Origin of the sequence: Wolbachia endosymbiont of Spodoptera picta (genome assembly GCF_018141665.1) — a bacterium.
In the GTDB taxonomy this organism is placed as follows: Bacteria; Pseudomonadota; Alphaproteobacteria; order Rickettsiales; family Anaplasmataceae; genus Wolbachia.
Genome location: NZ_CP067976.1, coordinates 1,028,449 through 1,041,981, shown reverse-complemented (window position 1 = coordinate 1,041,981; position 13,533 = coordinate 1,028,449). Strand labels below are relative to the sequence as shown.

13 protein-coding genes and 1 tRNA gene are annotated in these 13,533 nt (G+C 33.4%); 3 read left to right on the top strand and 11 right to left on the bottom strand.

Annotation, left to right across the window (positions count from 1 at the left end):
* The gene (gene secB, locus JKF54_RS04750) at positions 1–504 is read right to left on the bottom strand and encodes a protein-export chaperone SecB (protein WP_007302467.1); all 504 of its coding nucleotides are present in this window, start codon (positions 502–504) and stop codon (positions 1–3) included.
* A 163-nt stretch (positions 505–667) separates the two neighbouring features.
* On the opposite strand from secB, the gene JKF54_RS04745 reads away from it, so the two are divergent.
* Genes JKF54_RS04745 through JKF54_RS04735 form a run of 3 tightly spaced genes read left to right on the top strand, consistent with a single transcriptional unit; the run spans position 668 to position 2,666 of the window.
* Positions 668–1,327: a Tim44/TimA family putative adaptor protein gene (locus tag JKF54_RS04745; protein ID WP_211907746.1), complete on the top strand. Its 660-nt coding sequence runs from the start codon at positions 668–670 to the stop codon at positions 1,325–1,327.
* Positions 1,327–2,031, top strand: coding sequence for a DNA polymerase III subunit epsilon (dnaQ, locus tag JKF54_RS04740; RefSeq protein WP_211907745.1), 705 nt, complete (start codon positions 1,327–1,329; stop codon positions 2,029–2,031). Before JKF54_RS04745 ends, dnaQ begins: the two co-directional genes overlap by 1 nt.
* Before the next feature lie 35 nt (positions 2,032–2,066).
* Positions 2,067–2,666 (top strand): SCO family protein, encoded by a 600-nt coding sequence (locus tag JKF54_RS04735; protein WP_211907744.1) that lies wholly within the window; start codon positions 2,067–2,069, stop codon positions 2,664–2,666.
* A 52-nt stretch (positions 2,667–2,718) separates the two neighbouring features.
* On the opposite strand, the gene rnc is transcribed toward JKF54_RS04735, so the two are convergent.
* The 10 genes from rnc to atpG all read right to left on the bottom strand — a co-directional run bounded on the left by rnc (position 2,719) and on the right by atpG (position 13,375).
* Positions 2,719–3,411, bottom strand: coding sequence for a ribonuclease III (gene rnc / locus JKF54_RS04730; protein WP_211907743.1), 693 nt, complete (start codon positions 3,409–3,411; stop codon positions 2,719–2,721).
* A 92-nt stretch (positions 3,412–3,503) separates the two neighbouring features.
* Positions 3,504–4,580: a quinone-dependent dihydroorotate dehydrogenase gene (locus tag JKF54_RS04725; RefSeq protein WP_211907742.1), complete on the bottom strand. Its 1,077-nt coding sequence runs from the start codon at positions 4,578–4,580 to the stop codon at positions 3,504–3,506.
* A gap of 214 nt (positions 4,581–4,794) precedes the next feature.
* Positions 4,795–4,866, bottom strand: a tRNA-Cys gene (locus tag JKF54_RS04720).
* Positions 4,867–4,872: 6 nt separating this feature from the next.
* Positions 4,873–5,763 (bottom strand): class I fructose-bisphosphate aldolase, encoded by an 891-nt coding sequence (locus JKF54_RS04715; protein WP_211907741.1) that lies wholly within the window; start codon positions 5,761–5,763, stop codon positions 4,873–4,875.
* Between the two features lie 58 nt (positions 5,764–5,821).
* On the bottom strand, positions 5,822–6,829 hold the full coding sequence (locus tag JKF54_RS04710; protein WP_211907740.1) for a molecular chaperone DnaJ: 1,008 nt from the start codon (positions 6,827–6,829) through the stop codon (positions 5,822–5,824).
* Positions 6,830–6,885: 56 nt separating this feature from the next.
* Positions 6,886–9,165: an AAA family ATPase gene (locus JKF54_RS04705; protein ID WP_211907739.1), complete on the bottom strand. Its 2,280-nt coding sequence runs from the start codon at positions 9,163–9,165 to the stop codon at positions 6,886–6,888.
* Between the two features lie 297 nt (positions 9,166–9,462).
* Positions 9,463–10,689 (bottom strand): DEAD/DEAH box helicase, encoded by a 1,227-nt coding sequence (locus JKF54_RS04700; RefSeq protein WP_211907738.1) that lies wholly within the window; start codon positions 10,687–10,689, stop codon positions 9,463–9,465.
* Between the two features lie 34 nt (positions 10,690–10,723).
* On the bottom strand, positions 10,724–10,975 hold the full coding sequence (locus tag JKF54_RS04695; protein WP_006015726.1) for a cold-shock protein: 252 nt from the start codon (positions 10,973–10,975) through the stop codon (positions 10,724–10,726).
* A 174-nt stretch (positions 10,976–11,149) separates the two neighbouring features.
* Positions 11,150–12,484, bottom strand: coding sequence for a TldD/PmbA family protein (locus JKF54_RS04690; RefSeq protein ID WP_211907737.1), 1,335 nt, complete (start codon positions 12,482–12,484; stop codon positions 11,150–11,152).
* 18 nt (positions 12,485–12,502) lie between these two features.
* Complete coding sequence (gene atpG / locus JKF54_RS04685) at positions 12,503–13,375, bottom strand: ATP synthase F1 subunit gamma (RefSeq protein WP_211907736.1); 873 nt, start codon at positions 13,373–13,375, stop codon at positions 12,503–12,505.
* Positions 13,376–13,533 lie beyond the last annotated feature (158 nt).

The window sequence follows — 13,533 nt, the reverse complement described above, 5'->3', positions numbered from 1 at the left end:
TTAGTTAAAATTGGAATTACTAGCGCTACTTTTTTGTTGTTGACTTTGCTGCTGATACATAGTTTCAAAATCTATAGGATCTAGCATAAGTGGAGGAAACCCGCCACTACTTGTAGTTCTTGCAATTATTTCTCTTGCAAAAGGGAAAAGAAAAGTAGGTCCACCAATAAATAAAGCTTGTCTCACCTCTTCTTCACTTAGCTCTGTAAAGTTTTCTATTGAAAAAATACCGCAATACTTTACCTCGCAAATGAAAGCTATATCATCTTTTACATCTTCATCTTTTACCGTTGCTTTGGCTTCTATATGCAAAGTAATTTCATGAAAAGGCTTTTCTTCACTTATTCCTTTTTTATTTTCTGTTCCTTCTAATTTTGCTGAATTAATATTAACCATTACATTAATATCAGGAGCTTTACTAGAAGGAAGGAATGGCGAATTTGGATTCTCAAACGAAAAATCTTTGACATACTGACCATGAATTTTCATTTTGTGTTGTGACATTTCTTACGTCTCCTTTAATTAAGTTGAGATGTTTAATACTTTCTTATATAATATATCCATTTACAAATGAATAGTAAACCTAACTATAGGTTAATATGAAAAACATATTTTTATCAATAATTAATAATATTTAGATACTTTATATATCAAGGAGTAAGTTACCATGATAGAGCTTGTAATATATGCTTTACTAGCGGCGTTTATTTTTTCACGCTTATATAATTCTTTAGGAAGATCATCCAGTCTCAATCTAAAAAAGCTAACAGGTGTATTAGATGTAAGTCAAAGTAAAGAGGATGTGGTAGAAAATATCGAAGATTATACTTATAGCAATAACAAAAGTTCAATAGAAACTACTTATGAACAAATATTACAAAAAAACAGAGAGTTCTCTATTTCCAATTTTATAGAAGGTTCAAGCATAGCTTTTGAATTAATAATTAAATATTTCAACCAAGGAAATTTACCTCAATTAAAATCTCTTCTGGACAAAGATTTGTATAACAGCTTTGTGGATAAGATTAAACATCGTAAAGAGATACACGAGTCTATAATTGTTTCTATTGTTTCACAAAAAATCTTAGAAATAAAACTAGTAAAAAACGTAGTATTTATTGCAGTATACTTCCTTTCAGAGCAAATTAACTTCGTTAAGAATGGTGAAGGAGACATCATATCAGGTAGTATGTCTACTATTAACAAAGTCGAGGATGTATGGCAATTCAAAAAAAATATTAATTCATCAGACCCAACCTGGTTGCTTGTTTCTATTAACTATAAGAAGGCAAGTACTGATAAAAATTCAACAACAAATGACAACTGATGGAAAGCAAGCTACGAGAAATAGTACTTGATACTGAAACTACAGGTCTTGACACTGAGTCTGGCCATCGAATTATTGAGATAGGATGTGTAGAACTAATTAACCGTATTCCAACAGGTAAAACATTTCATCGATATCTTAATCCAGAGAGAGATATACCTTACCACTCATTTAAGATTCATGGTATTAGTGAGGAGTTTTTGGAAGATAAACCACTATTCTCAGATGTTGCACTTGAATTTTTTGACTTCATATCCAATGACATTTTGGTGATTCATAATGCTGAATTCGATGTTAAGTTCCTTAATATGGAGTTAGGCAAGTTAAATGCTGGGTTAATTTCCTCAGATAGAGTGCTAGATACATTACCACTTGCAAGAAAAAAGTTTGTAGGATCACCTGCTTCTTTAAATGCATTATGTAAACGTTTTGATATATCGTTGGAAGGTAGAGAATTGCATGGAGCATTAGTTGATGCTCAATTGCTTGCAAAGGTCTATGTTGAGCTTACAGGAGGATTGCAAACCTTTTTATTTAATAATGAATGTGCTCAGGACAATAACTCTACGTTTATTCAGCATAAAGTGCGTAATTTAGCTCGCAGAGAACACTCACCAAGTAGTGAAGAATTTGATGAGCATAAGAAACTGTTAGACAAAATTAACAATCCACTTTGGAAGGAATATGTTGAATCAGTCAACTAGTTAATATATGATTTAATTTTATTAGGAACGCTTTAATGGTAAAGTCTATAAGGTTATTGTCTAGTCTACTAATAGCATTAGCAGCTGTCTTCTTAGGTTATTGTTATTTTACTAAGAAAGGCATCTTTGTCCCATACAATACAGAAATTAAAATAGGTGGGGATTTTTCTTTAATTAACCAAGATGGACAAATAGTACGCAGTAGTGATTTTAAAGATAAGTATATGATGATTTTTTTCGGATTTTCCTCATGTAAAAGAATTTGCCCTATGAACCTCGGAATAATTTCAGAAACACTTGCAAAGTTAGATGAAAAAACTAACAACAAACTACAAACATTTTTTATTACAGTTGATCCCGAGCGTGATGACACAGAAAGTCTTAAAGAATTTCAGCAGCAATTTGACCATAGAATACAAATGCTAACTGGTGAAAGACAAAAAATAGATGAAGTAGTTGCAAAGTATAAAGTATATGCAAGCAAAGTAGGTGGAGAAGAGGAAATTAACCATTCTTCAATAATATACCTTATTGGCCCTGAAGGAAAATATGTCACACACTTTGTAGCTGATTTAAATTCAGATGAAAGTCAATCTGATAAGATTCTGGCTGAGATAAAAAAATATGTAAGCTGAACTAAAGAGCTTAGCTTACTTTAAATTTATGCTAACGGCTATTTTGATTAAACTAAGTCGTTTTTTCAATTTTTTCTAGGATCAGCTCAGCAGCTTTTTGTTCAGCAATTTTCTTACTAGGAGCACATGCAGAAACTTTGTCATAACTCTCTATGCAAACTGATATAGTAAATTCAGGATTGTGTGCTGGTCCAGTTTGTTTTACAAGCTCATACTTTGGTAAAGGTAATTTATTTCTCTGAGTCCATTCTTGCAGTGAAGTTTTAGGATCTTGAGGAGGATCGAGGATGTCCTTAGCTAGCTTTTCCCAATGTCGGATAATAAATTTCTCAACACTCTCAAGTCCGCCGTCAATATAAATTGCACCTATTAGTGCTTCAAGCGAATTTTCTAAATTTTTTAAGTTACATTTTCCTCCGTTACAACGTTCACTATTATTCATGATAATAAAGTTACCTAACTCTATTTCTTTAGCAACATTAGCAATGGTACTGCCACAAACTAAATCCGTTTTTCTTTTTGCCAATGCTCCTTCTTTTTCTTCAGGAAATAGTTTAAACAGTATGGCAGATACGACCATATTCAAAACACTATCGCCCAAAAACTCTAGTCTTTCGTAGCTTACAATCTGGTTTTTGCTATTCCTTTTATTTACGCTTGGGTGAGTTAGTGCCTCTTCTAATATTGCATAATTTGTAAATTTATAATCAATGATCTTAGATATTGCATCATTCAAACTCTTCATACCCATTATTTAAAAGAAAAGCACTTCCTACCACACCTTTATACTAAAAAATTAGTATTATTTTACTAAAATAATACCACCAACTTCCAAAATTAATGTATACAACCCACCACCTCACTAATGTTACTAAATCCATCTCTCCTTATTAGTTCTGCAAGTTCTAGATTAATTTTGTTTACAACTTGAGGTCCGTGGTATATGAGAGCAGTGTACAACTGTACCAAAGAGGCTCCTGCCTTTATTTTTTTATATGCATCAGCACCACTTGAGATTCCTCCGCATCCTATCAACAATATTTTGCCCTTAGTAAGTTTGTACATATCGCTCAATAACTCAGTTGAAAGTTTGAACAGTGGTTTACCACTCAATCCGCCACTTTCGTTGTGGTGGAAATGCAGATTATCTCTACTTACCGTAGTGTTGCTTACTGTTAATCCGTCAATCTTATATTCCAACACAAGCTCAGCGATATTTTCTTTCGTTTGCTGATCTATATCTGGAGAAATTTTTAATATTATCGGTATTGATTCAGAGCTATCAATTGATTTTTTGGTTAGAGTAATAGACTTCAACAACTTGGATAATTCTTGTTTGTTGTGTAAATCACGCAAGTTAGGTGTATTTGGGGATGAGATGTTCAGTACTATATAATTGCTCTTTCCATATACTATCTTTATTAAGTCAACATAATCGCTGATTTGGTCCTTTGATGTACTGTTTTTTCCTATATTGATGCCAAAAATGCAATTATCAAGCTTAGTTTCACTTATCTGCTTAAGAAAATAGTCCACCCCTTTATTATTGAATCCCAATCTATTAATTATTCCTTCATCTTTAATTAACCGAAAAATTCTCGGTTTTTTGTTTCCATATTGGGGATATTTAGTTACAGTACCAGCCTCAATAAATCCAAAACCAAATGAGAGCATGGGCCTTAGAACTTCCGCATTCTTATCAAAGCCTGCGGCAAGACCCACAGGACTTCTAAGTTTATTACCAAAAAAGTTTACATTTAAAGACTCTGGTAGCTCTATAGGTTTCTTAAAGGGCATTTTTTTTAACGCCATTATTAACAAGAAGTGAGCAATTTCAGGTGGTAGCAAAAATAGTAAATTACGCAATATCATTTTGTAAAACACTTTGCTCATTTTTAGTTTATTTTTTACCATGCAACAAGAATAACTTAGAAAGATTGAGGTTTATCGAAATAGTAAGTATATAGTTTCTATGCAGAGAAAAAACTAATTTTTCTGAAGGGAAACAACAACTTGATTAGTATTTTTATCTAGTAATTCTAGGTAGCCAAATTTGTTAATTTGAGATTTTATTAGTATAGGAATCTTATTTCGATTTAAATAAAATCAATGATCTAATTGGAGTAAGAGGCCGGGACCGGAATTGAACCGGTATAAAAGGATTTGCAGTCCTCCGCATAAGCCATTCTGCCACCCAGCCATTTTTTTATGCGTAGATATTAATTATATCTTTTAGCATAGATAAAGCTTCTTCTCTTTTGCGTTGAAAAGTATTACGCCCAATTATTGAGCCATTACCACCGCCTTGCTTAATTTCTTTTACCTCACTACTTATATCACCCACTGACTTTGACTCACCACCAGAGAAAACTACTATTCTTTTTCCTGCAAAGCAAGACTTTTTAATATATTCAATTCTTTTGAATAATGATTCAATATTTTCTATTTTTTCTCTTTCCATATGGTTGGTTGGAAGTTTTACTTTTATTATGTTGGCACCGAGCAAAGCCGCTATATGCGCAGCATAAGCAATGACATCAACTGCTGTTTCACCTTCTTTGGAAATCCCTTCACCACGTGGATAAGACCATAGCACTACAGCAAGGCCACAAGATTTAGCCTCAGCTATAATTTTGCGAGCTTCTTCCATCATATCAAAACACTTAGCAGAACCAGGATATATAGTAAACCCAACAGCCACGCAGCCCAAACGTAGAGCATCTTTTACAGAGGAAGTTATTGCTTGATCTGAAGTTAAGCTTTTTGAGTGCAAAGAGTTAGCGCTATTAAGCTTCAAAATAAGTGGTAGCATTCCAGCATAAGTTGAAGCACCAGCTTCGATCATACCAAGCGGAGCAGCGTATGCACTTACTCCTGAATCAACTGCAAGCTGAAAATGATAATGTGGATCGTAAGCATCAGGGTTAACTTCAAAACTTTTTATTGGTCCGTGCTCAAATCCCTGGTCTACAGGGAGAATTACTAACTTGCCAGTTCCACCAAGTTTCCCATGCATAAGAATGCGAGTAAGATTCGCTTTTACTCCAGGGTTTTCACTTTCGTAGTAACTTAGGATTTGTTTTACTTCTTCACTCATTAATATCTTCAAATTTACTCAAAGTGTAGCAAAAACTATAGTTGAAGCAAAGACCTTTTTATGCTCTTGTTCCTACGCCTATATTTAAAGGTGTAACTTTAGGATCAGTAGTATGCTGTTGTGGTTTTTCTTGAACTAAATCTTCAAAATACATTTTAACAATAGGAAGAACGAGCGGCATAAGTACTAATTTGTAGTCATACCATGCAAATTTTTCTTTATAACTAAATTCCGCATCTTCTTCATATAAACACTGGATACAGTATTCACCATATAGTTCAAAAGCTTTTATAAAAGTTCTAAGTAAAGCAATAAGTAATAAATCTAATAGTAAATTAGCCATAAGCACCATTCCATATTGAACAGGCCAGCCATTTTGTGCAATTTCCGATACTAAACTGCACACAGCAAACGCTGCTGCTATACATAGCACATAATTATCAGCAGCAATAAGTAGATTGTATCTTCTATTTAACCTATCTAGATTTTCTTCTTGTGAGCCTCTTTGTTTACTTGCTGCATAGATAATACTACAAAAGGATATAATAAATAACCATGGCCAAACTCCGATGCTGAATGCATAAAATTTATAAGCAATATTTTGCACTTTGCCACTGTTAGCAAGTTGTGATAAGCAATATTTGACTTGAGGCGACGGACCAAGTACCACATTTGCTAATATAAAAAATAAACATGCTCTATTCACAGCTTTCTCTCTACGCAATAGAATCTCATTGATTCTCCTTTGTTTTTCCTGCACTTCTCGCTGTAATGTTATAGATATGCCAGGAGTTCTTCCTGCTTTTAAGTCGTTAAGATATTTCTCTAGCTTATCTTTATCTGCACTAAGTTTTTTAAACTTTTCTTCAGCTATTTTTTTCTCTTTCTCTCCTACTACTTTATCAGGGTGACATTTTAATGAAGCTCTTCTAAAGCGCCGCTCAACTAACTTAAGTACATCATCAAACTCCTGGCTTATTACTTCTTCTGCTTTTATTCCCAGCCTTGAAAATAAGTTCTGTAAATCTTGATTACTGTAATATTGATTTCTGGTTAAACTTGCCACTATAGCCTCATTAAAAAATAGTGACTATACTACAAATTTAATACTCAAGCAAGAATTTAAACTATATCAAAAGCAATTCCGTGTTTACCAATATAAATCCTTAATTTCTTTCCTTTAATTAATCGACGATTCAGTATTTCTTCAGCCAAATGACTTTTTATCTCTTTTTCAATCAGCCTCTCTATTGGGCGTGCTCCCATTTCTTTGCTATAACCTGTTTGAGCAAGATAAGACTTTACTTCTTCTTCCACTGAGCAGCTTATACCCTTTTGCACAAGTTGTTTTTTTAATTCCTGAATAAATTTATCCACAATGTGCAAAATGACATCCGCATCCAAATCAGAAAAGGAAATGACTGCATCAAGACGATTACGAAATTCAGGGCTAAAAACCCGTTCCATTGCTTTTTCGCTGTCACTGATGTTAAAGTTTTTATACCCAAAGCCAATAGAACTTTTGTTACGTTCAAATGCCCCTGCATTGGTTGTCATAATTAAAATCGTATTGGAAAAATTAACCTTACGTCCGTAAGTGTCTGTAACACAACCATAATCCATGATTTGTAGTAATATATTATAAATATCACTATGAGCTTTCTCAATTTCATCAAGAAGTACTACGCTATATTGATTATTAGATACAGATTCTGTAAGCAATCCACCTTGATCGTAACCCACATATCCAGGAGGGGAACCAATCATTCTAGATATTGTGTGAGGTTCCATATACTCAGACATATCAAACCGAATAAGGTTCATACCCATATTTTGTGCTAGTTGCTTCGCAAGCTCAGTCTTACCTACACCAGTTGGCCCTGCAAAAAGATACTTTGCCAAGGGTTTATTGTAACTTCTCAGACCAGATTTAGCAATTTTAATAGAATTAACGAGAAACTCTATCGCTTGCTCTTGACCAAAAATGGCCCTATTGAGATTTTCTTTCAAAGATTTTACTCTTTGCATATCATCAAACCCGCAAGGTACGTTTGTAATCCTAGCGATAGTACTCTTAATGTCTCTACTGTTTATAATTTTTCGCCTGCTTTTTTGTAACTTACAATATGCCCCTGCTTCATCTATAACATCAACTGCTTTATCAGGTAATATTCGCCCAGTAATATACTTGTGTGAAAGTTCAGCTGCAGATTTAATGGCATGTTTCGTGTAATATACTCCATGATACCTTTCATAGTAATGCTTTATACCATCTAGTATCTTTACTGTATCATTAATAGAAGACTCTTTTACATTAATTTTTTGAAACCTCCTTGCTAATGCTTTATCCTTTTCAAAGCTATTGCTATATTCTCTATATGTAGTTGCACCTATACAACGCAACGCACCTCTTGCAAGTGCAGGTTTGAGCAGATTGCCAGCATCAAGAAAGCTGCCACTTGTTGAACCTGCTCCAATAATAGTGTGTATTTCATCAATGAAAAGAATAGCGCCAGGTTTTGCCTCAATTACTTTTATTATAGATTTTATTCTCTCTTCAAAGTCACCTCTATAGCGTGTTCCTGCAAGAAGTGATCCTAAATCCAAAGCATAAATTATGCTGGATCTCAGTGCACTCGGAACACTACCTTCAATAATTTTCAATACCAAGCCTTCAACTATTGTTGTTTTACCAACACCTGGTTCTCCGACATATAAAGGGTTATTTTTTCTGCGTCTTAGCAAGATTTCTATAGTGCGATTTAATTCATAATCACGACCAATGACATAATCTATTTTTTTGCTTCTTGCATAATCATTTAAATTTCTACAATAATTTTGTAGAACTTCTTCATCTTTTAATAATTCACCTTTATTTGCTACAGTAGAGATATCGTTATTCTTATCAAGTTTTATCTTGCGATTAGTTACATATTCTTCTATATCACCTGAATATTTTATATTGGATATGTTATAAATCAAATTAGAATCCTTTGCATTCTGTTTGCGTAATAGCTCTTCAATGTATAAATCTTGCTCAGACAGAATCTCTAATAGAATACTTGCTCCATTTATTTCTTTTCTTCCCAGACGATGAGCTCGTATCATGGCTTTATGTATTATGCGTTGAAATAGCACATCAGGCTCAACTTTATTGACAGTTAATTCGGAGTTGTCTTGTAAAAAACCTTTTGTATTATTACCATGATCATTCCTTAATATAATATTATCTATATTTATAATTTCACCAGCTTTGATGTTACATCTTGATAAAACATAATTTACATCCACATCTTTGGTTAATGCTAGCAACAAATGTTCCACTTTTGCATATTTAAGCTTACAATCAGAAGCAATCTGTAACGCTCTATTTAAACTTGCCTCTAAATTTTTAGAAATCATCTATTCTCTTCAAAAGTGTAAATTTATATATAATTAGTAGCACACAATTATTAAAAAAACTGAAATCTAGCAGCTCGTTGTAGCCAAATTGAATGAAGCTACAGATTATAGCCCACACAGCCTAACATTATACCGTTGTGATAATCTCAAAACATTATAAGCAGCAGAATTAAGATTATCAAATTGTAGGTAAATCTAATTTGGGCTAGCTATATATTCTTTCTACCATCCTCCAATCACTTCACTTTGCAGCAAGCTTACTGGAGCTTTTAAAGAATAGAAGAATAGTTAAGTACATTAATACGCTTTTTCTAGTACTCTGCTTTTCTTCTTAAATACATTGATCTTTTTTCTACCGTATTTAGCCTTTAACGTACTTGGCCTTTTAAAGATCTTTTTGCCGTTACGTTTTTGAGATTGCATACTACAATCAAAATTTGGCTCTCCTTCTTTATCTGCTAGTGCAGGCAGTCTTCTCTGATCTTGAGGTGTAACAAAAGATAATGCAAATCCTTCATCTCCCGCACGTGCAGTTCTACCTATACGATGAACATAATCAGCTTGCGATTGTGGTACATCATAATTGATAACATGTTGAATGTGCGGAATATCAAGGCCGCGAGAAGCAACATCTGTTGCAACCATGATTCGATTGCGGCCACGACGAAAAGAATTAATGACTCTTTCACGCTTGTGCTGCCTTAAATCACCATGAATTGCCAAAGCGCTATAGTCATCTTTGTGCAATTTGTCAGCTAGCTGATCCGCTCCTCGCTTTGTTTTGACAAAAATAATGATCGATCCTTTGCGCTGACATAATTGTGTAACAAGTTTTCCATATTTTTCTGATTCTGACGCATAAACAATTTCTTGCTTAATTTTTGCAGAAGTTGTAGCCTGACAATCAACAGAAACACGCTCTGGCTGATTAAGGTACTTCTCAGTAAGTTTAACTATATCACTAGGAAGAGTTGCAGAAAACATAAGAGTCTGACGTATTTTTGGCAGATATTTCATGATCCCTTCAATTTGAATTCCAAAGCCCATATCAAACATACGATCCGTTTCATCAAGCACAAGAGTGCTGACATTGCGAGTAATCAAAGCTTTACGCTCAATATGATCTATAATACGACCAGGAGTACCTATTATGATTTGTGGTTTTTTCTGAAGCTGATTTAGCTGCCTAAAAATAGGCTCACCTCCAATCAACAAAGCGACTCTTAGTACAGAATTTTGAGATAAGAGTTTTCTTATCTCATTTGTTACTTGATGAGCAAGCTCTCTGGTTGGCACGATGACTAAAGCTGAACCAATGCTTGGCTCATTCAGTAATTTAGCAACCAGTGGAATAGCAAATGCCAAAGTCTTTCCAGTTCCCGTTTGAGCAGATCCAAGGATATCTTTGCCCTGGAGAGCTAGAGGAATCGCTTGCATTTGAATCGGGGTTGGAATACAAAGATTATTTTTACTTAGAGCTTGCCTAAGCAAAGTTGGAAGCCCCATTTCATGAAAGTTACTCACAATACATTACCCTATTAAAAAGCTTCACGATAGACTAATCTTCTAATCTTAAATTTATTGCAGACTTTTTATCTTCCCCGTTCCTACCACGCTCCTCTTTAAGCTCATAACTTACTCTTTCCCCTTTCATTCCTTTCTTTTTATCCTCTCCTCGAAGTGCATCAGGTCTTATTCCTGAACGTTCTAATGTACTAACATGTACAAAAACGTCCTCACCTTTACCTTCTGGCTTGATGAAACCATAGCCTTTTTCAACATTAAACCATTTTATATTACCAAATTCCATATGGATAACTCCTAAACTACTAACTAATATTATTAATGTGATGAAAAACTTTGAAATTACGATTTAGAATGCTTTAAGCTTAGTTACTGCAACTAAACTTCTATACTCCATAGTCTATTCTTAACATTACATAGTAATAGTACACAATTATTGTACTTAATGCAACTAAAATTTTTAATCACTAAGTGAACCTGCTACTGTCATTTCGCTAACTTTAATCGTTGGTAAATTAAACTGCCCACAGAAAGTTAGGTCATTTGCAACAACTAAATTGCTAAACATATTTTTCAAATTGTCGGCAACAGTGATCTCGTGTATTGGATACGTTATTTTACCATTTTCTATAAAAAATCCGCATGCACCTTGACTATAATCGCCATTGATTAAATTAACACCAAAACCAAATAAATCAGTTACATATATTCCTTCTTTTACTTCCTCAATTAATTCCTTAAACGATCTATTACCATTTTTGAAATAGAAATTACTAGCTGAAGGAATAATTGCAGCATTACTTGCACGAGTTGCATTTGCGGTCGTTTCCAAGTTTAATTTCCTAGCCGAATATAGATCTAAAATCCAGTTTTGCAGTACTCCATTTTTTACAAATTCATTTCTTCTGCTCATTATTCCTTCCCCGTCAAACGGTCTTGATGTTATACCCCTTGGTAACAATGGGTCATCAATAATGCTAATCTCAGTATTAAAAATTTGAGTATTTAAACTATTTCTCAAAAAAGAGCTATTATTTACAATATTGCTACCATTTATGGCAGAAGCAAAGCTCTTTACTAGCTCTTTTGCTGCTCTTTTTTCAAAAACAACCGGAAATTTGCCTGTCCTGATTGTACATGAATCCAATTGATCTATTGCTCTTTTTGCTGCTTCTTTCCCTATTGACTCCGGTGTTTTTAAATCACTGAAGTTGCATGCTACATCGTAATCGTAGCCTATTTTCATTTCACTCTTTTCTCCAGCAACAACAGAAACCTGATTAACAAAAGTTGACTTACTAAATGAACCAACAAAACCAGAAACGGTTGATAATACTGTATTTACTGAAGTATGTGAAGATGAAGCTCCTTCGGAATTAATAATATTTTTATGTGCAAGAGCTGAATTTTCTGTAGCTTCAGTAATTTCTTTTAATTTATTAATTGTTACAACATTATTATCTGAGATATTTAAATCTGCAGAAGAGATATAATTACTGCCATCTACAGCAAAACTAATATAAGGATCTTCCTGGGCATTCTTTGCCATTTCCACCACTTGGCTCACTGCACTACTAAGATTATTCAAATCGTTTGTGGAAATATACGCAGCTTTGTTCTTACCTGCTATAGCTCTAATTCCGACAGTACAGTTTTTAGATTGTAATATTTGTTCAATTTTTGATAGACGCTGAGAAACCGAGGTCTTATTAGTTTCATATATTGTAACTTCTGCGTCTTGATTCTGCTTTTTTATTAGTTTAGTGATATCTGCTGCAATATTTAATATATTCATTTTTCATTCCTTGAGTTTCTATAAAGATTCTGCACCACCTATAACTTCAATCAAATCAGTTGTAATTGCTGCTTGACGAGAACGATTATAAAGTAATGCTAGTTTATTTAGCATTTCTTTTGTATTTCTGTTTGCTGATTCCATAGCAACCATCCTAGCACTATTTTCACTTGCTGCACTTTCAAGTAAAGCAGAATAAAGAGCAGCTGTAACATAATCTTGAGTCAAAGATTTTAAAATAAACTCAATATTTTGTGGTTCATACTCATAGCTGTAATCTGTTAGAGGACTAACTACAGAATTATCAATTAATAATGAGTCTTTACTCCATGGTTTTATTGTTTCTAATATTGGCTTTTGCATGAAGGTATTATAGAATTTATTGTAAAAAACCTTAACTTTATTGTATTTACTTAGATCTATATCACTAACCAAGGCTTCCACACGCTTTAGTGTGATTCCCTTACTATTTTCAACCTTCAAGATATTTTTAGAATTAAATCTATTTTTGCCTGTCTCAAAAGCTTTCTTACCAAAAAAAACAATGTCTACTTTCTTATCATTTGCAATTAATTTGTTTATATGCTCCTGACTGAATTTAACAACAGAGGAGTTGAAGCTGCCACATAAACCACGATCAGATGCAATAATAAATACTAGGAAAGAATCTTCATTATTGATATTTAGAATTCTTGCTAGTAACTCTTGATCCGCTGATAGCGCTAGTGAAGAAATAATGCTATGCAGCTTAGATATATGCAATTTTGAATTTGATAATTTCTTTTGGCTTTGTAATAATTTTGCTGCAGAAACCATTTGCATTATTTTCGTGATTTTCTGCACAGACTTAATATTTTTAATTCTTAAGGATAATTCCTTTAAGCTCTTCATTTTATATATAATTCTAATTTATTAAAATATATAACTGATAATGTCTAAAAACAAGTTTTTTTGACATTGGAGTCAAACCTAACTAAGAAACTCACAGATTTACTGTTTTGAGATAAAGATTATATTAAAGCAATCTCGATGTAAAAGTATCACACCTT